The 18,138-nt window shown below is 66.1% G+C and carries 16 protein-coding genes and 1 pseudogene; 6 read left to right on the top strand and 11 right to left on the bottom strand.

The window, feature by feature from the left end; all coding sequences use genetic code 11:
• Window positions 1–16 precede the first annotated feature (16 nt).
• The 4 genes from AKJ08_RS07575 to AKJ08_RS07590 all read left to right on the top strand — a co-directional run bounded on the left by AKJ08_RS07575 (window position 17) and on the right by AKJ08_RS07590 (window position 3,861).
• Window positions 17–1,123, top strand: coding sequence for a sigma-54 interaction domain-containing protein (locus AKJ08_RS07575; RefSeq protein WP_050725513.1), 1,107 nt, complete (start codon window positions 17–19; stop codon window positions 1,121–1,123).
• A gap of 93 nt (window positions 1,124–1,216) precedes the next feature.
• A complete protein-coding gene (locus AKJ08_RS07580) occupies window positions 1,217–1,735 on the top strand; it encodes a hemerythrin domain-containing protein (RefSeq protein WP_050725514.1) in 519 nt (172 codons plus the stop codon).
• 255 nt (window positions 1,736–1,990) lie between these two features.
• Window positions 1,991–2,548, top strand: a complete 558-nt coding sequence (locus AKJ08_RS07585; protein WP_050725515.1) for an imm11 family protein — start codon at window positions 1,991–1,993, stop codon at window positions 2,546–2,548.
• 428 nt (window positions 2,549–2,976) lie between these two features.
• Entirely contained in the window at window positions 2,977–3,861 is an 885-nt protein-coding gene (locus tag AKJ08_RS07590) for a hypothetical protein (protein ID WP_157370555.1), read from the top strand.
• Between the two features lie 67 nt (window positions 3,862–3,928).
• Here the strand turns inward: AKJ08_RS07590 and AKJ08_RS18535 are convergent, their stop codons facing one another.
• Complete coding sequence (locus AKJ08_RS18535; RefSeq protein WP_050725517.1) at window positions 3,929–4,150, bottom strand: hypothetical protein; 222 nt, start codon at window positions 4,148–4,150, stop codon at window positions 3,929–3,931.
• A gap of 51 nt (window positions 4,151–4,201) precedes the next feature.
• Window positions 4,202–4,267: pseudogene (locus AKJ08_RS20880) on the bottom strand (hypothetical protein); the annotation flags it as partial.
• 115 nt (window positions 4,268–4,382) lie between these two features.
• Between AKJ08_RS20880 and AKJ08_RS07605 the strand changes: the two are divergent.
• Window positions 4,383–5,896, top strand: a protein-coding gene (locus AKJ08_RS07605; protein ID WP_157370472.1) for an IS3 family transposase whose coding sequence is annotated in 2 segments (ribosomal slippage) — window positions 4,383–4,845 and window positions 4,845–5,896 — 1,515 coding nt in all. Because the reading frame shifts where the segments join, the coding sequence is not laid out codon by codon here.
• Here the strand turns inward: AKJ08_RS07605 and AKJ08_RS18540 are convergent.
• The 9 genes from AKJ08_RS18540 to AKJ08_RS07640 form a co-directional block, all read right to left on the bottom strand.
• On the bottom strand, window positions 5,854–6,963 hold the full coding sequence (locus AKJ08_RS18540) for an RCC1 domain-containing protein (protein WP_082342877.1): 1,110 nt from the start codon (window positions 6,961–6,963) through the stop codon (window positions 5,854–5,856). The two genes, AKJ08_RS07605 and AKJ08_RS18540, sit on opposite strands and share 43 nt — an antisense overlap.
• Window positions 6,942–9,224, bottom strand: coding sequence for an RCC1 domain-containing protein (locus tag AKJ08_RS07610; protein WP_050725518.1), 2,283 nt, complete (start codon window positions 9,222–9,224; stop codon window positions 6,942–6,944). The genes AKJ08_RS18540 and AKJ08_RS07610 overlap by 22 nt, the downstream gene beginning before the upstream one ends.
• A gap of 154 nt (window positions 9,225–9,378) precedes the next feature.
• Window positions 9,379–11,064 carry a M14 family zinc carboxypeptidase gene (locus AKJ08_RS07615; protein ID WP_050725519.1) on the bottom strand — a complete coding sequence of 562 codons (1,686 nt, stop codon included), beginning with the start codon at window positions 11,062–11,064 and terminating at the stop codon, window positions 9,379–9,381.
• A gap of 102 nt (window positions 11,065–11,166) precedes the next feature.
• Entirely contained in the window at window positions 11,167–11,913 is a 747-nt protein-coding gene (gene aqpZ, locus AKJ08_RS07620) for an aquaporin Z (RefSeq protein ID WP_050727475.1), read from the bottom strand.
• A 376-nt stretch (window positions 11,914–12,289) separates the two neighbouring features.
• Window positions 12,290–12,883 (bottom strand): hypothetical protein, encoded by a 594-nt coding sequence (locus AKJ08_RS19195; RefSeq protein WP_169788776.1) that lies wholly within the window; start codon window positions 12,881–12,883, stop codon window positions 12,290–12,292.
• A gap of 846 nt (window positions 12,884–13,729) precedes the next feature.
• The gene (locus AKJ08_RS07625; protein WP_050725520.1) at window positions 13,730–14,344 is read right to left on the bottom strand and encodes a hypothetical protein; all 615 of its coding nucleotides are present in this window, start codon (window positions 14,342–14,344) and stop codon (window positions 13,730–13,732) included.
• 456 nt (window positions 14,345–14,800) lie between these two features.
• Complete coding sequence (locus AKJ08_RS07630; protein ID WP_050725521.1) at window positions 14,801–15,424, bottom strand: isochorismatase family protein; 624 nt, start codon at window positions 15,422–15,424, stop codon at window positions 14,801–14,803.
• Between the two features lie 126 nt (window positions 15,425–15,550).
• Window positions 15,551–16,381: an AAC(3) family N-acetyltransferase gene (locus tag AKJ08_RS18545; RefSeq protein WP_082342879.1), complete on the bottom strand. Its 831-nt coding sequence runs from the start codon at window positions 16,379–16,381 to the stop codon at window positions 15,551–15,553.
• A 77-nt stretch (window positions 16,382–16,458) separates the two neighbouring features.
• A complete protein-coding gene (locus AKJ08_RS07640; RefSeq protein ID WP_050725523.1) occupies window positions 16,459–16,977 on the bottom strand; it encodes a DUF3703 domain-containing protein in 519 nt (172 codons plus the stop codon).
• 538 nt (window positions 16,978–17,515) lie between these two features.
• On the opposite strand from AKJ08_RS07640, the gene AKJ08_RS07645 reads away from it, so the two are divergent.
• Complete coding sequence (locus tag AKJ08_RS07645; RefSeq protein ID WP_338062189.1) at window positions 17,516–18,052, top strand: hypothetical protein; 537 nt, start codon at window positions 17,516–17,518, stop codon at window positions 18,050–18,052.
• Window positions 18,053–18,138 lie beyond the last annotated feature (86 nt).

The raw sequence follows: 18,138 nt of genomic DNA on the forward strand, positions 1-18,138 counted from the left end.
CTCCATTTCGTAACGCATGGAACACGAACACGGGAGCACCTGCTCGATCTGCGGGCTCGTCCCCCTCGCCCGAGGCCTGCGCCGGGCGGACCGCGTGATCGCCCGGAGCGCGGCGATGCAGGAGCTCCTCAAGCGCGCGGCGCGATTCGCACCGAGCGAGGCGCCGGTGATGGTGCGGGGGGAGACGGGCACGGGGAAGGAGGTCATCGCCCGCACGCTTCACGCGAACGGCCCCAGAGCGGGCAAGCCCTTCGTCGCCGTGAACGTCGCGGCGCTCCCAGCGGAGCTCCTCGAGTCGGAGCTCTTCGGCCACGGCAAGGGGGCGTTCACGGGCGCGGCGGCCTCGCGGAGGGGGCTCTTCGAAGAGGCGAACGAAGGCACGCTCTTCCTCGACGAGATCGGCGAGATGGCGCTGCCGCTCCAGGCAAAGCTGCTGCGCGCGCTCCAGGACGGCGAGGTCCGCCGCGTCGGCGAGAACCGCTCGTTCGCGGTCGACGCGCGCATCGTCTGCGCCACGCACCGCGACCTCGCTTCGCGTGTCGCGGCTGGGCAGTTTCGCGAGGATCTCTACTTCCGGCTCAAGGTGCTCACCCTGAACGTCCCTCCCCTGCGCGAGCGGCCCGAGGACGTCCTCCCCCTCGCCCTGCAGTTCCTGGGCGAGGAAAAGCGCCCGCTAACGGGCTTCACGGAAGCCGCGAAGGCCCGGCTCCTCGCGCATTCCTGGCCGGGCAACGTCCGGGAGCTCCAGAACGCGGTGAAGCACGGTGCCGCGCTTGCGCAGGGCGCGCTCGTGGACCGCGACGATCTCCCCGAGGACCTCGAGTCCTCGGACCGGACACCCAGCGCAGCACGAGGGCAGGACGACGCGGACGCGCTCCAGGCAGCCGATGGGCGAGGGGCCGTTCGCGAGGGCACGACGCTGGATCGCGGCGGTCCGTCGGAGCACGAGCTGCGATCGCTTGCCGAGGTCGAGCGCGAGCACATCCTGCGGGTTCTCGACGCTTGCGGCGGCTCCCAGGCCGAGGCAGCGCGGGTGCTGGGGATCGCCAGGAACACACTCTGGAGAAAGCTGCGCGGCTTCGCCGAAACCGAGGCGGGCGGCACGCAAGGTGCACGGTCGTAGTGGCTCGAAGTGCGGAGATGTTTCCGCGCTGCGAGGCTGTTTCCAAAGCAGGTGCTCGACGAGGTCGAGCGCCGCGCGCCAAAGGAGAGCTGAATGATCGTGCGAATCGGTGGAGGCCGCGAGGAGCTGGCCGATCTGGTCGACCTGCTGCTGGACTGCCACGCCCGGATCCGCAGTTTCGCCGCGCTCGCTCGGATCGCGGGCGAGCGGGCGGACGCAACCCACGCCGAGGTGGTGGACGCGTGCGAGCGGGTCGAGCGCTACTTCGGGATCGCCCTGCCCCTCCATGTCGCCGACGAGGAGGAGAGCATCCTCCCCCGCCTGCGCGGCGTCTCCCCGGAGGTGGACCGCGCACTCGCCGACATGCACGCGCAGCACGCGGCGCACCAGGCGGGCCTGCACGCCATGCTGTCGGCTTCGGCTGCCGTGCGGCAGGATCCGGGGGACGCCGCGAAGCGGGCCACGCTCGTCGCAGCCGCAGCGCCGCTGGAGCGCGAATTCGCCGAACACCTCGCGCTCGAGGAGACCGTGCTCTTCCCGGCGATCCGCCGCGAGTGGTCTGCCGACGTACAGGCCGAGGTGGTCCGGGAGCTGCGCGCACGCCGCGCGTAGCGGGCCCCGCGAGCGCCTTGCGTTCCCGGCCTGGTCCGACCACCATCAAGAGCCTTCCGAGGACACCCGAGGAGCGTCCCCATGCCCGATCGCGAAGACCGGCTCCGCGCGTTCACCGTCGGCGAGCCGCAGGTGCTCGAAGGTCCCGTTGAGCTCGTCGAATAGGACCCCGCATGGCCCGAGCAGTTTATCCGCCAAGCCGCGTCCATTCAGCGCCGACACTCGGGATCCAGGTGAAACATGCCAGACGAAGAAATGAAATTCTTTCGGCTGCAGGACGACGTTTACTACCTGAACCGCTGGTACCTGGGGGACGTGAAAGACATCGACAACTGGTCGCTCGTAGCCGGCACGCCGCAGCCAGACGCGCCGTCAGATTCAGAAGTGGAAGTGTACGTCGCAGGAGAAGCGATGGACTTCACATCTTCGGAGGCCTACGGCGTACCGATCGTGAGCGCCAGAATGCGAAATGCGCTTGGGAATCCGCCGGGTGTCCGCTTTTTGAACGCGCGGATTGAGGGACAGGACGAAAGCGACAGGTATTTCGTCCTGTTGATCGAGTCGACGGTGGAGTGCGTCGACGAGTCCCACTCCGAATTCGAGCAGTTCACGGTCGATGATCCCGTTCGTCCCGACAAGGCAGGGCAATTCAAGGCGTTTTTCAAACTTGTCCTGGACAAGGCGAAGGCCAGCGCGTCGGGTCGACCCATATTTCGGCTAGCTCGTTTCGATTTGGCGATCATCGTCAACGCTGATGTGAAGAGGGCGATTGAGGAAGCGAGGGTCGTCGGTGCGGAGATAGAGGAGGTCTAAGGACGGCATTCCCCCGCCCCGCTTGCCGGGACGCTCGAGACGATGTGCTGCTCCTCACCCGATTCGGAGCGGTCCAAGAAGGGGCCGGTCTCGCCCCGGACGAGAATGACCGACACTCCCCCAATCCATCGACTGGGAGGCGCCGGCAAAAACCGCTACTTCGCGGCGGCGACGATCTTCGCGACAAAGGCCTCGTTGGGCTGCCGGACGCCCTCGAGCTTGCGAGCGATCGCGACGGTCGGGCTCCTCCTGCCCACAGCGCTCGTTCGCGCGAGCGCCGGGTGCGCGGGCGCGGGGCAGGTACGTGGCCAGCGGCCTCAGCTTCTCCATGGCAGACCAGTGGGCGCTGAAGCTCGACTTCGCCCGGCCTCTCGAGGACACCGCAACGTCGCCGACTTTCGAGGTTCTCCCGTAACCGGAGGTGCGTGATGAGCCCCGCGCTGTTCCGGCTCCTTCTCGCAGTAGTTATCGCCCTTTTCGCACCGTCGGCCGCACAGGCAATGTCTTGCTGCTCCGGCGGCCCGGCGGCGCTCACGCGCGGCAGGCTGATGGTCCTCGAGGACGCGCTTGTCGGCCTGGACCTACGAGCGAGCCACGAGCTCGGCTCCCACGACAGCGCCGGCAGCTTCGGCTCGAAAAGCGGCAGCGAGCTCGGCTTCGAGCAAGGCCTCTTCGCCGCGACGCGACTGTTCGGGCGGGGGCAGCTGTCTTTCCGCGCGCCGTTGGTCCAGACTTGGCGACACGAGTCGCGCTACCGGCAGCTGGGCGGAGGCCTTGGCGACCTCCAGCTCGCCGCACGGTGGGACCTCGTCTGGCCCAACGACGCCTTCGGGATCCCGGGCGTAGGCATCGTCGCCAGCGCCGTCCTGCCAACGGGCCGCGCGCCCGAGGATGCCACGGGGGTCCTCGGTGCCGACGCCACGGGCGCCGGCACGCTACAGCTCGCGGGCGGCCTCTCGGCGGAGCACACCTTCGGTGGTCGTTTCCTCGCCAGCTTCGCCGGTACCGTCGGTACGCGCGCCGCCCGGACCGTCCGCGGCACGGAGGTCCCGGCGAGCCTGCTCTGGTCGGCGAGCGGTGCCGCAGGCCTCGAGCTGCCGGGCGACTCCGTCGTCTCGTTCGGCGCGTCGTGGCTCGCGGAGCCGTCCGCCAGACGCACCTCGCTACGGCTCGCGCTCTCGCTCGGGACGCAGGTCACCGACGAGTGGAGGGTGAACCGCGGCGTCTTCGCCGATCCGCCGATCGACGGAATCGCCCGCAACCAGCCCGCGTCGCTGGGCGCGACCTTCCTGCTGATCCGCTCTTGGTCGTGAGCCCCCGCGCCGTCCGGAAGACGAATTCATCCACGTTCGGATGCACCTCGCTGGCGTTGCGAGAATCTCAGAAGGTGGCTCCCCAGCGCGGCGCCTGGCCGTACAAGTTGCTTCCCCAGCAGCGGATCAGTCCGTCGATACGCACGCCGCAGCTGAACATGTTGCCCGAGGTCACGACGGAGAATGAATCCTCGCTCGGGGCGAACAGGACGCCGCCCCAGTTCTCGCCCCAGCAGACGGCCCGCCCGTCGGAGCGCACGCCGCATGCGTGGCTCTTGCCGGCACTCAAACTGGAGAAGCTATCGACCGATGGTCCAGGGGGCGCCCGGCCTGTGCTGTTGTCGCCCCAGCACAGGACCTTTCCATCGCTGCGCAGGCCACACGAATACCGGTTCCCGGCGCTCACCTCCGAGAAGGAATCCCCACTGGGCAGCGAGGGAGCTTCCCCCTGTGTCAGCGTAGTTGTCGCCTCGTCGTGACAGCGTAGGTCGATCAAGTAGGGGGCGAAGAGCAGGTTGGAGATGGGTCGGACTCAGTACTCCGAGGGGTTCAAGGCGAAGATGGTGGAGAAGCTTACGGGGCCGCACGCGATGTCGGCGACTGCGCTTGCAAGGCAGTCCGGGATTGCCCAGGCGACGCTCTCCCGTTGGCTGCTGGATGCGGGTAGGCTCGGCGTCAAGATGGACGACCGCGACGACAAGAGCACCCGCCAGTGGACCAGCGAGGAAAAGCTGCAGGTCCTGATCGAGACAGCGAGCTTGAGTGATGACGAGCTCGGCTCGTACCTCCGCCAGAAGGGACTGCACAAAGCCCAGCTCGATGAGTGGCGCGCAACTGCCGTCGCTAGCCTTGGGAGCGCAGCAGCGCGTCGTTCTGTTGGGCCTGATGCGAAGCGGGTTCGCGAGCTCGAGCGCGAGCTCAGGCGTAAGGAGAAGGCGCTCGCGGAGACCGCCGCGCTCCTCGTCCTCAAAAAAAAAGTGCAGGAGATCTGGGGGGACGAGGACGACGACACAGACGGGAAGAGCGGAAGATGATCCTCGAGCTCCTCGACGAGGCTGTCGTCAGCGGCGCAAGATTCGAGAGAGCCTGCGAGGAGATTGGCTTGAGCGCTCGGTCGGTGCAGCGATGGCGCGCAGGAGCCGAGGACGATCTCCGATGTGGGCCGCTGACGGCGCCGCGAAACAAGCTCAGCGAGGCCGAGCAGCAGAGGATTCTCGCGCTCGTAACCTCGCCCAAGTTCCGGGATTTGTCGCCCGCGCAGATCGTTCCGCTCCTTGCGGATGAAGGCATCTACGTCGCTTCCGAGGCGACGATCTACCGCTTGCTCCGCAGGGAAAAGCTTCTGAAGCACCGGCAGGCGTCGCGGCCTCCGATGCGTCGCAAGCGGCCTGAGCATGTCGCCACCGGGCCGAACCAGGTCTGGGTTTGGGACATCACGTATCTGCGGGGACCGATTCGCGGCATGTTCTTTCGCCTCTACACGATCCTCGATCTCTGGAGTCGGAAGGTAGTTGGCTGGGCCGTGCACGACGTCGAGTCCGAGGAGCTTGCGAAGGAGCTCTTCGTCGAGGCCTGCCGGCGTTTGGACGTCAATCCGAACGGCATGGTGTTCCACGCCGACAACGGCGCGGCGATGAAAGGCTCGACCTTGCAGGCCACGCTTCAGGTGCTCGGCGTCGTCCCGTCGTTCAGCCGCCCCCGGGTGAGCAACGACAACGCGTTCGCGGAGGCGCACTTCCGCACGATGAAGTATCGGCCTGACTTCCCGTCGAGGCCGTTCGCCTCGCTCGCCGTGGCACGTGCCTGGGTCGAGAGTTTCGTCGCTTGGTACAACGCGACGCACCTCCACAGTGGAATCCGGTTTGTGACTCCCGCGCAGCGCCATGCCGGACAGGACCTCGCGATTCTCGAGAAGCGTGCTGGCGTCTATGCGGCTGCGCGCGAGCGATGGCCCGAACGCTGGAGCGGTTCTACGAGAAACTGGTCTCGCATTCAGCACGTAAGGCTCACGCCAGAGAGGACCGCGGCCGCATGACCGGGGAGGCGACAACTATGTTGACACTCACCGGCTTGGCCAGCGACATTGTCCCCCCAGCAAACCACCTTCTGGTCCGACCGTACGCCGCAGGCGTGCCCGCTGCCCGCGCTCACCCTTACGAAGAGGTCGTCACTGGGCGAGGGCGGTGCCTGGCCGTCTCCATTCCAACCCCAGCAGACCCTCCTTTCGTCCGAGCGCAGACCGCACGAAAAACTGCGTCCGGCGGTCACGGCCACGAACGAATCGGCGCTGGGCTCGACGGGGGCCTCCCCTGAAGAGTTTCCCCCCCAGCAGATCACCTTGCCGTCGGTGCGCAGGCCGCAGCCGTGGCCCTCCCCTTCGCTCAAGCTCACGAAGTTGTCGACGCTCGGCCCAGGGGGCGCCGCACGGTAGGCACTGAGCCCTCCCCAGCAGAGGATCTTGCTGTCGTCACGTAGAGCGCAGGCCTGCTGATCGCCCGCGCTCACGCTCGTGAATATCCCGAGATGCGACCCAGTTGGCGCCTGACCGTACTGATCGTAACCCCAGCAACGTACTCGTCCGTCCACGCGCACGCCGCACGTGTGCATGTCACCAGAGCTCACGCTCGAGAACGTCTCGACGGTCGGCCCGGCTGACCCCGCATAGGCAATCTGGCCCCAGCAAATCAACCTTCCGTCCGGGCGCATTCCGCAGGAATGCCTGGACCCGGAGCTCACGCTGGAGAACGTCCCTCCGGCAGGCGACGACGGCGCTTGACCCCATTCGTTGTCGCCCCAGCATGTGACGCTTCCGTCCACTCTCAGGCCGCAGGTGTGGTCGAAGCCGGCGCTGACGCTCGTGAAGAGCTCCGCGCTCGGCTCGGTGGGCGCCTGTCCGTAGTAGTTGTAGCCCCAGCACATGACCCTTCCGTCGGTTCGAAGGGCGCAGGTATGCCGACCCCCAGCGCTCACGCTCACGAACGAGTCCGCGGTCGGCTCCCTCGGGGCGGTGTCGAAGGTGTAGCCCCAGCAGACCACCTTTCCGTCGAGCCGAACTCCACAAGAAAAGTCGTCGCCGGCACTCACGCTGGAGAAGGAATCCACGCTCGGCGCCGTGGGAGCCTGCCCCAGTCGTTCCTTCCCCAGCAGATCACCTTGCCGTCCGAGCGAAGACCGCAGGAATGACGGGCTCCCGCGCTCACGCTCGTGAACGTCGCCGTGCTTGGCTGCCGGGGCGCCTGCCCGTACGTATTCGATCCCCAGCAGAACACCTGTCCATCCAATCGGACGGCGCAGCTATGCGATTCGCCCGAGCTGACGACGGAGAACGCGTTCCCCATCGCTCGCACCGCCGGTGTAACCCCCTGCGCCCCTTCGCCGACGAACGACGCGCGGTAATACCGGCTACCGGAGGTCGGCGGATCGAGATCGATCGCCGTCGTCAGAACCGCGCGGGGCAGGTCTGAATAGTCGGCGTCCGCGTCGGCTGCCGAGCGCTGCCACTGAATCTGGACGTTCGTCCCGACGCGACGGAACCCGGATACCGGCGCAGAAGCGGAACCGACGCTCGACGCCGCCACCGCTCGAACCCGATATTGGCTGGGAGCCGGTGGAGTCACTGACGGATTAGCGGTGAGACGCAGTTCGATGAAGCCCCTGACGCGATCCGGCACCGGGTACGGCGCAGGCACCACGACCGACCCCTTCGGCGCGTCGGTGTCATCGTACGTAGTCACGTCACCGATCGCGAGCCATGCCCTTCCGTCCCGTTGCAGCTCGTAGCCGGCGATCGCGGGCGCGGTACGAGCACCCGACCGCTCGTCTGACGGCGTCGTCTCGCCGAAGGCCGAGCGCGCGACGACACGATAGAGGTGCGCGAGTCCCGAACGGGACGCAGCGGGATTCCACTGGAGGGTGACCGAATCGGCCTGGGTGCCCTGGCTCGCCACGAGCCCGGTGGGCGCATCGATCGCGCCAGCGGTAGCGCCTTCGTCGTCGAACGAGGTCTCGTCCGGGCCGAGCTCGGCGATGCGCTCGTGGTCCCTAAAGACCTTCCAGCCGAGGATCCGCGGAGCGGCGCGTCCCGCCGTCGCCGGCTCCGAGGCGCTCGACGTCACAGCGGAGAGAGCGACCACCTCGTATCGATACGCGCGGCCCGCCGTTGCAACGGGAGGCGCCCAGCTCAAGCCAACCGCCTCTTCGCGCGGATCGACGATCAGCGACGGAGGCACCAGCTCGCCCGGCTCCGCCTCTTCATCGCGATAGAAGAGAGTGTCGACGATACCGAGCTCTACCCCGTCCCGCAGGACCCTGTAGGCCGTGACGTCCGGGGCTTCCCGATTCGCGCTCCGCTCCGGGCTCCATGCGCTGGGACCGAGCGTCGTCAGGGCGGCGATGGCATACCGATGCAAACGTCCCGGGCGGACTTCGGATGGGAGCCAGGAGAGCACGACCGAGTCTTCCCGCTCCTCGATCTGGACAAGCGGGGCCGCAAGGCTTCCCGGCGAGGCGGTTCGATCCAGGAAGGAGGTCTCGGAGACCTCGAGCGACGCCAGGGTCTCTCCGTCCCGCGCGAGTTGCCATCCGATGATCGTCGGTGCGCTTCGGCCCGCCTCCAGTGGCTCGGAGCGGCTTGCGCCCATCGCGCTGATCGCGTCGAGGTAGTACGCGTGCTTCGCCCCCGCGGCCGGCGCGGAGGACGTCCAGGCGAGCGCAATGGCTTCGGGTAGAGCCTCGAGCGAGGAGAGGGCAGGCGCCTGCACCGATCCCGCCGCGGCGGTCATGTCGACGTAAGCGGTCTCGGTCGCCGGGATCCGTGCGAGCTCCGCGCCGTCGCGGAACAAGCGAAGCTCGTCGACAATGGGCGCCGACCTTCGCCCTCGAACCGGCTCGGAGACCGCTTGGCCTCCGGCGCTGTAGTCCGCCACGAGCGAATAGGCGTACTCGCGTCCCGCTCGTGAGGTGGGCGTTTGCCACGAGACGCTCACGGCGTGGTCGTTCGCTTCGGCCGCGAGACCGGTGGGCGGCTCGAGCGATCCGGGCTCCGCGCTGAGATCGTCGAAAGAGGTCGAATCGCCGGGGAGCGCCTTGAGCTCGGTCCCGTCGCGCTGCACTCGAATGCTCCGCGGCGCGGCGCCAACCGGGAGTTCCCAAGAAAGCCGAACCCGATCGTCGAGATCCTGGCTCGCGGCCAGACGAAGGGGCGAGGGGTCGTCGCCGCCCGTTCCGGGGTTTCCTGGGTTGCTGCAGGCCGCGATGACGGCGATGGCGATGCCCGCCGTCAGGGCAATGGCTCCCCGTCGCACGGCGCTGGCCGAGCGAAGCAAAAGTGGAGCGCGCTCGTCGGTGGTCGCGTCGAAATCCATGGAATCCCCCCTCGAGGTCCAAGACTCGTATCGAATGCGGTCGCGCACTCTATACCATGCAACGTCGCATCACATTTGGATCTTGGGTCCCGGGGAGATCGATCGAGCTTCGCTACGGCGACTTCTCGAACGATTCGAGGAAGGGATGCCGGCCCTACCCGAGATCGAGCAGGCGGAAGACGGGAACGCGCAGGTATTCCGGCTCACGGTAGCGCTGGCACGCGTCGAAGAGGAAGCCGAGGACGCTCTCGGCGCTCGAGAGCAGGGACGGATTCTCACGCTTCCATGCGTCGAAGCGCTCCCGCAGCCCCGGCTCCACCTCGAGGAGCCGCTCCGCCTCGTCCTCGAAGACGTAATCGCTGAAGCGCTCCTTGCGGTTGAGCACGGCGTCGAAGAAGCCCCAGCGGAAGAAGCTGTCGTGGGCGAGGGGCTCGAGCGTCTCGACGACGTAGCGGGCGCGATCCTGGTCGAGCGGGACGATCCAATCGCCCGGCTGCGCCTCCCAGGCGAAGGCGTCCCGATCGAGCTCCAGCTCCTCGTGGAGGTGGCGTCCCTCGAACGGCGTCGGTCGGGTGCGGAACGAGCGAACGCGATACGCCTCCACCTCGAGGCGCGTCGGCACCACGATCCTCCGCAGCTCCACGCCGTTCAGCCGCAGCCGCTCCACCACTTCGCGCCACGCCTGCGGGATCGCGTACCCGGCCGGCGCATCCACTTCATCCGCCGGCACGAATCGATCGAACCAGGGGATCTCCTTTTCGAAGGGCGCGTTCCTGTCGTAGCGGAGCCGCTGGTAGGTCCCGAGACGGCTCGCCTCCCAGCGCGCCTCGTAGCCCTTCAGGCGGAAGGTCCTGGAGCGCGACTCGTCGAGCCGCCATCGCAAGGGCCACGTGCGCCGGCTGCGATCCGTCGCGCGGGTCTCGGCGCGAAGCCGCATGATCTCCGGCCCGTTCGCCACGGTGAAGTCGAGGGCCGTCTCGATGAGCGCCCTCATGCTCCGGAGGCGCTCGCCGAAGGGCTTGAGCATATGCGTCTCGGGCATGAAGCCGATTGTCTGGTGCAGCGCCGCCCAGCCGGTGGAGAACCGTGGCGTGTCGAGGAAGTCCTCGATGCCGTCGTCCGGAATCTCCTTTCGCGTGTTGATGTACGGGCACATGGGAAAGCCGCGCCCCGCCATCTCCTCGTACAGGTGCGGCAGCATCCGCTCGCGCAGGAAGCTCCCGAGAGCGCCTCCGAGCTTGTCCGGCTGGGTCGCGATCAGCGTCATCGTGTGCTGATAGTCCGCGCCGTTGGACGTGTGCGTATCCACGAAAACGTCCGGATCCCAGGAGGCGAAGAGCTGGTTGAACGTCCGCGCGTTGGCGCTGTCGCACTTCACGAAATCGCGGTTGAGGTCGAGGTGGCGGGCGTTCCCCCGGAAGCCGAAGAGCTCTGGGCCGAGCTGGTTCACGCGGCTGGAGTCGTTGCGGTTCAGCGCGCCATCCACGTTGTAGATCGGCATGAAGACCAGCACCGTGCTTCCCAGCGCGTCGAGTCGCGCCGGCTCGGCGCAGAGGTCACGCACCAGCATCATCGTCGCGTCGATCCCCTCCGGCTCCCCGGGATGGATCCCGTTGTCGAGGAAGAAGACCGTACGACCGGCCCGCTTGATCGCTTCGCGGTCGAAGACCCCGTCCGACGAGACCACGCCCACGTGGAGCGGTAGCCCTACGTCCGTGGTCCCCACCGCCTCGAAGCGCAACACGCCGGGATGGGCCTGGGCGAGCACCTCGAAAAACCGGATGCACTCCGCCCAAGTGGTTGTCTGGTTCCCGTTTCCGAGCTCGTAGGGTGTCCGCACGTCGACCTCACCAGCCGTGCCCGCCTGACGGCGGAGCGCCCGACTTTCGTCGACACCCTACCCGTTTTTGGAGGCAATTGGCGCAGGCGGACGAGCGCGACCTCAGACGTGTCGCGGCTCGCGCGGGCCCGCCACGACCCTCTTCTCCGCTCGCGCCTTGGAGCGCACCAGCGAGTATACGCCGCCCGCGATGAGCCCGCCGACCAGCGGCGCGAGCCAGAAGAGCCAGAGCTGCCCGAGGGCCGCGCCGCCCGCGATCACCGCGGGGCCCGTAGAGCGCGCAGGGTTGATCGAGGCGTTGGTGACGGGGATTACTGCGAGATTCGCGAGGAAGAGCGCGAGGCCGATGGCGAGCGGGGCCAAGCGCGCCGGCGCGATCTTGCTGGTGCTCCCGATGATGACGGCGACGAACATCGCGGTGAAGACGACCTCCGCAATCAGCCCCGAGATGAACGAATATCCGCCCGGCGAGTGGGCGCCGAAGCCGTTGGTCCCGAAGCCTGCGTGGACCGAGAACCCCGGCTGCCCGTTGGCGATGAGGAAGACGATTGCGGCAGCAGCGATCGCTCCGGCGACCTGCGCGACCACGTAGGGGAGCACGTCCTTGCCCGGGAACTTGCCGGCCGCCCAGAGGCCGACCGTCACGGCCGGGTTGATGTGGCAGCCGGAGATGCCGCCGATCGCATACGCCATCGTGAGCAGGCTGAGGCCGAACGCGAACGACACGCCCAGGATGCCAACGCCCGTCTGCGGAAACTTCGCCGAGAGCACGGCGGTCCCGACGCCGCACAGCACCAGCCAGAACGTCCCCAGAGCCTCCACCACAGTCTTCTTGGACAGATCGCTCATCGTGTCCCAACCTGCGGACACGCACGTCGAGTCGGCAAGGGTCCCCCGGCCGCCTTCCGAGCGCCGAGCGAGTCGCCTTCGGGCATGGTCCTTCCGCGAAACGAGGATAGCTCCACGGGATTCGATCCGAACCTTAGGCCGGAGTGGGCTGGCGGGAGGTCGTGTCGGCGGTGATCGGGCCGCGTTATCCCCTCGACGATGCGCCCACCGGGCTTGCTGACGCCGGGGAGCTCCACGTCACCGTGGTTCGAGACGAGCCAACTTCCGTCCCATGCTCGCAGCCTCTTCGCCTCCCTATCCACTGACTCGAGCGGCCAAGGTGCACCGGGCGTGCGGCGCCAAATACGCTGGATCAGAGCCACCCGGCCAAATGGCCTTACACAGCGAGCCGAAACTCCTCGAGTCGCTGCCGTACCACGTTTTCAGCCGGCTCTCCGGCATCCTTCGCTTCGAGCATTGCCTTCAGGTCCTCATCCGTGAGGACCAAAATCAATTTCCCCTCCAAGAACCATCTCTCTCGAATCGTGTAAACGCACGCCTTGTCTGCTCCTTTGCGGCAAACAATAATACCAAACAGTCCTACGCCCTCTTCCTTTAGATAGTTGGAAACCTGAAGAGCGTGAGCCTTGGCGATCATCCCACTGTGGTTCTTTGCATCAACCACGACATAATCCGCACAGTACCTTTCGCGCAAGAAACGCCAGAATCCACCTTCCGCATAGTTTGCCATGATGATATCACGTCGGTTGTGACGCGAGGAATCGGAATGCTCACTTCTTGGTGGGCCTAGAGCCGGGCAAAAGAGGTGCTCCAGAATCCGCTCGACCACTTTCTGGTAGATGGCCGCATCAGCTTTCCCTGGATTGCAATTATTCAAATCCGACAACAGAGCCTGACCACGAGGATATCCAGCTGCGCCAGAGAGCGCGAAGAACATCGCCTTGAGCCACAACGGCTCAATCTTGTGCAACTGCGATGCAAACTGACTAACGATCCAATGAATATCCCACAGCTCAATTGCCCCAAAGGCTTTCGAGCTTCGGTGCTAACAGTCCCTGCGACAGCTAGGATTACCCTCTGCTTCTGCCTTCCCCGACTTCGAACTTTGGCGAGTCTCTCGGTCATCAAACCAACAATAACGTCAGCCCTCGGTTCGGTATGAATACCGGATGCCTTGCATTCTATCCATAGATTCTCCCACTCACCATCTGGCCCTTGGCGCTCGGCGGCAATGTCGAACGCCAAATCCCTCAGATTGACGTCATTCGACATTCCTGCGACTCGCACATTCCGATAGCGGGAGTCCGACTGGAGCAATTCGGCAAGAGCCACTTCGAATTCAAACGATCGGATAGGATTCCGCTCTGAAAGCTCTCTAGAGCAGCGCTCGCAAACGTCCGACCGAACACCCAGTCGCGGATCATGGTAGGTAAGTACGCGTTCGGTCTCGAGGCCGCAAAGCGGACATTCAAGGTTCCTTCTTTTCCCGGATTTTGCCGTCGACACTGATACCTCTTGAGACCGCAATCTTGACGGTCAATGCGTTAGGAATTCGCCTGTGGCCGACTATTGGCCAACCCAGAGAACAGGACCATCGGAAGCATGAGCCTCCGCTGTCGGTAGGAGGACGCACCAGCGAGCGAACTTCCTTCAGGAAAATGACCTTGCATCGGAGAAGGGCGTGACGGCGAGCTTCCCGAGGAAGAGGGCAAAGCCATGGCGAGCGGGAGAACGTGCAGACGAGAAGCCCGGTGAGACGGGGGAGATGGCGGCAGCGTCCCGTCGGCCGTCGGCTACTCGAGTCTTCGGCCAAGACTCAGAACGGCGTGAGCTGACCGTGGGTCGTGTAGGCGGTTATCAGGCCGCGCGACGCCCCCTCGACGACGCACCTCGGTGTCCCTCCGCCCGGAAGCTCGATGGCACCATGGTTCTCGACGAACCAACCGCCGGCCCACGCCCGGACGCCAGGCCCCACGACCACCGGCGCCGGCGGGGAAGAGAGGGGAGCGAAACCGCCTACGACCGCGAAGAGACGTCCCCATCCCGGTCCCCGGCAGTCGTCGGGCGACTCCTCGGGAAAGGGGAAGTGGCATTGGATGGCCAGCAGGACCTCGGAGAGCTCTCCAGGGATTGCCCCGAATCTCCCGCCGAAACTGTAGTCCTTGCGCAGTACGGCCAGAGTTCCAGCCTCGGTCGCGATCATCTGCCAGTCGCCCATCAAGTTGATTCGAGCCTCGCTCCCGACGGACACCTCGACGGGGAGCTCTCGAGGCCAGGTGAACCAAGCCTCGTAGCCCGAGGCGTCACGAACCCGGAGCCGCTTGTCCTCGACGACCGTCACGGTGACGGTGGCGGGCCAGCCGGAGAACCGACGGGAATCCAGACCAGCCGTCGCGGGGGCCTCTTCCAGAACCCGCAGCGCAGTCGCCACATGGTCCGGTGTACAGCGAGGCTCTGGGATGCGCGCTTCTGGATCCTCTTCGCCTCCCGCCGCTCCGACCGGAACTTCGCCTGGCCACCCGCCTCCACCGTCACGCGTCCCACCCGAGCCTCCCACATCGTTCGCGCGAAGCGGATCCGCTGCCGTGCAGGCAAAGAGAGATGAGGCGAGAAGAACCGAGAGGATCGTTGTCCGAACCATCCTGCACCTCACGTCTCGAATCGATGAATGAACTTGGGAGCGGAACCGCGGTCCCAACTGCGATGCCGATAAGGCCATCCCTTCCCCCGCAGCACGCCGTCGACTCTAGATGGTCGGGTCGGCCAGGCTCACGCCCAGGCTATTTCGAGCGCGCTCCCTGGTCAAACCCGGGGCTCGTCCCACCGAATCGTTTGGCAATTGGCCAACCCGCGAAGTTTCCATGGGCGTCGGGAAGTCCGAGCTCACTCACTTCCCGAAGGCGTGCGCGAGTTGCCCGACGAGCTTGGCCCAGTCCATGTCGATCGCATCGTAGACATCAGCGGCTTCGGGCCGGGTGTTGTCCTTCATGACCTCCATCATCAAGGTCGCGTAATCGGAGACGATCACCCCTGCCTGCATCAATCGCGCAATCCCGAGCTGGCGCTTGGTGTCGCTGTAAGTCCCGCAGGCGTCGACGGCGACGTAGGCATCGAGACCGTTGCTGATCGCCGTGAGCGCCGGGAAGGCGGCGCATACCTCGACCGAGAGGCCGGCGAAGATCAGCTTCGTGCGACCCATCGCCTCGATCGCCTGCGCCGTTCGCTCGTCGTCGAAGATGTTGACCGAGCCCCGGTCGAGGATCTCCGTTCCAGGCAGCGCTTCGACCAACTCCGGGAACGTTGGCCCCCACAAGGTATCGCGCGCCGTCGTGGTGACGACGATCGGCAGCTTGAGCACCCTGGCCGCTTTTGCGAGACCGACGACGTTGTGCTTCAGATCGCTGGGGAACATGTCGCGCACGCCCGTCATGAGGCCGAGCTGGTGATCGACGAGGACGAGCCCGGCGTTCTCGGAGGTCAGAGGCTCATAAGGGCGATCCCGATCGAACACGACACCCTCCTCCTCATGGGACGCTTGCCCGTTGGACGATGGGAACGCTGTTGCCGAATCGCACGGAACGACCGAAGCGAGCGCAGGATCGATTGGCAAGCAGGCGATGCCCTGCGCGAGGCCCAGCTAACCTTCCGAGGGGTACGAGTAGGGCCGGAGCTCTCGCTCCATCCACGCTCGCCCGAAGCGGTGAAGTTGGTTTGCATCCATGAGGACCGAGTCGGCAAACCCGACCTTCGCGCGGCGACCGAAACCCGCTTCGAGAAAGTCTCGCACAAGGATGCCGAAGTAGTCCCCGCCTGGCCATTTGACGATGCCGTCGGAGGAATCCAATTCCTCAATGTCGACCCATTCTCGCAAGCCGCCTGCGAGCACCGGGGCCCGATAGACCACGGCGCGCTTGTAGGGCAGATCGGCGGCGTATTCCGTATGGTGCAACATGGTCACGGCATCCAGCAGGGCGCCAAGCAACAGCACCTTTCCACCGGCTTGGAGCAACCGCTCGAGGGCGAACCGGGGCCGTATCCGTGCTGGAGCGGGTGCTCCGCCGTCAGCCATTCGGCGGCGTGACCGACGGCCGCGAACGACGCCTCGGGATGGCTGCTGCGGAAGGCTCCCGGCCTCGTGCGAAGGTACTCGCACAAGATCCCCCACTCTCTGCACGCTCGCGTGGTCCGGGCCGAAAAAGCGGGACACTCCTCGAGGTAGTCCCGCTTCACCTGGTCCGGCCAGGCGCCCATTTTCGTAGGTGCCGTCTTCGGAGCCGATCAGCTTCATCACGGTCCCCGTGGGACCGACGACGTCCAGCACGGCATCGAGAACGGCATCCGGTCCGCCCACCACCCACCCGATCGCCCGGACGGATTCGTGCAGCATCACGACCTGGCCGGTCTCGAGCCCAAGTCGTCGAAGATCCGAAACCAGTCTCGACCGAGTCACGACGCGGTTCGATTCCATCGCTCCAGTCTACCCCTTCGCGGGCTCCTGGTCGGACAAACGCTGCGTACGAGGCCGGCAGCGCTCACCGTCCCTTCTCAACCTTTGGCGGCCTCCCCTCCCCCGTCCTCCATGAGCGCCTGGAGCTCGGGAGCGATCGGCATCTGCTGGAACATGCTGACGTTGCTCCCGCCAGTGTTGCCCATGGGCACCAGGCCCATCGCCGAGCCGGCCGCTCCCAGGGCAATGCGCACCACCTGGCCCAACGCCGCTATCGGCGCGCGGCGTGCCAGCTCCACGCGCATCATCAGCCAGTGGCTCACGACGTGCGGCCACACGAAGCGCTGTCCCAGCACGTGCGCCCTCTCGAGCTGCGCGAACGCCTCGTCCCAGCACGCCTTGCGCATCCGTGCGCGCGCCGTGTAGATGGCGAGTTCGAAGGCCTCCTTCTGCTTCCCATTCATGGCGTCTCCTATCTTGCGAGTCGGGCAAGCGACCAGGTCGGCCGCCGCCTTGGCGCACAGCACCTGGACGACCTGCGCCTGGGTGAGCTGCTCCGGCGTCACGGTGTCGCCCAGCGTGGCCTCCTCTTCACCTAAAATCTTCGCGATGTACACCTATGGCACGGGGCCCGGCGGGCGCAGCCAGCGCGCCTCGGTCGCGAGGGGAGAGGAGAGCGCGCGAAGGACCCCGCTGCAGCGCCGCTCCACCCGCGGCCTGGGGGACTCGAGCCTGCAGAACGAGCTTCTCAACGGCGAGGTCTTCCCGCTGGCGAGCGAAGCCCCGTCCAGAGGGGCTAGGCGATTAGCGGCCGCCGCGTGCCCTTCCCCTTGGGGAGTAGGTATCGCGGTCTGGTATTTCCGACATGGGCGGCCGGATTCCAGGTCGTCAGAGTAGAGTCGAGTCATGCGAAAGCGACGACTTGCGGCGATGTCGGTCCTCCTGGCTGTAGCTCTCTGCGCTCCACTTGGCGTGGCGTGGATGCGTGTCCTCGTCGACGGTGACGGTGTGACGCGGAGCCATGGAACGGTGGCAGCCGGCAGCGTCGAGAACGGGCACGCGATCCCTCCGTGGGGACCGGGGTTCCGGACCTACTCGTTCCTGGGCTCCGCGCTCGGGCGGCAATATGTGGATGGCCGTGTCCGGGAGACGCTCATGGCTGCCTTCGCCGCGAGGTCGCTCGCCGAGGTCGGACGAGTATTCGTGATCGGCGAGACGGGCTGGCCCGGAGGGGGACGAATACGGCCTCACCGCACCCACCAGAACGGACGAAGCGTGGACATCTTCATGCCTCTGATGCCGCGACGCTCATCTATCCCCTTGGTGAACACTTGGCCTTGGACCAAGTTCGGCTACGGGCTGGAGTTCGACCAGGAGGGAGCGCTGGGCGGCGATCGCATCAGCTTCGAGAGCCTCGCGGCTCTTCTGCTGGAGCTCGATTCCCACGCGAGATTTCGCGGGCTACGTTTGGAGAAGATCATCATCACCCCCGAGTACGTTCCGCTGTTGCTCGATACGCCATCCGGTCGGCATCTCGGGCTACTCGCTGATCTACTTACCCGAAGGCCCGCATGGGTTCGCCATGACGAGCACATACACGTCGACTTCGGAGTGGACGAGCCGAGCAGAAACCAACCAACACCTTCGACAAAAGTCGACTTCCTCAAACGTTCGCCAGCGCCGCACAACTGACGAAGACGTCGACTGTCGGACCGCCCAGCCATTCTCGCCGTCCAGAGTCCGCACGGCGCACCCATAGCCCCGACGAGAGGCATCGG

Origin of the sequence: Vulgatibacter incomptus (assembly GCF_001263175.1) — a bacterium.
Taxonomy (GTDB): Bacteria; Myxococcota; Myxococcia; order Myxococcales; family Vulgatibacteraceae; genus Vulgatibacter; species Vulgatibacter incomptus.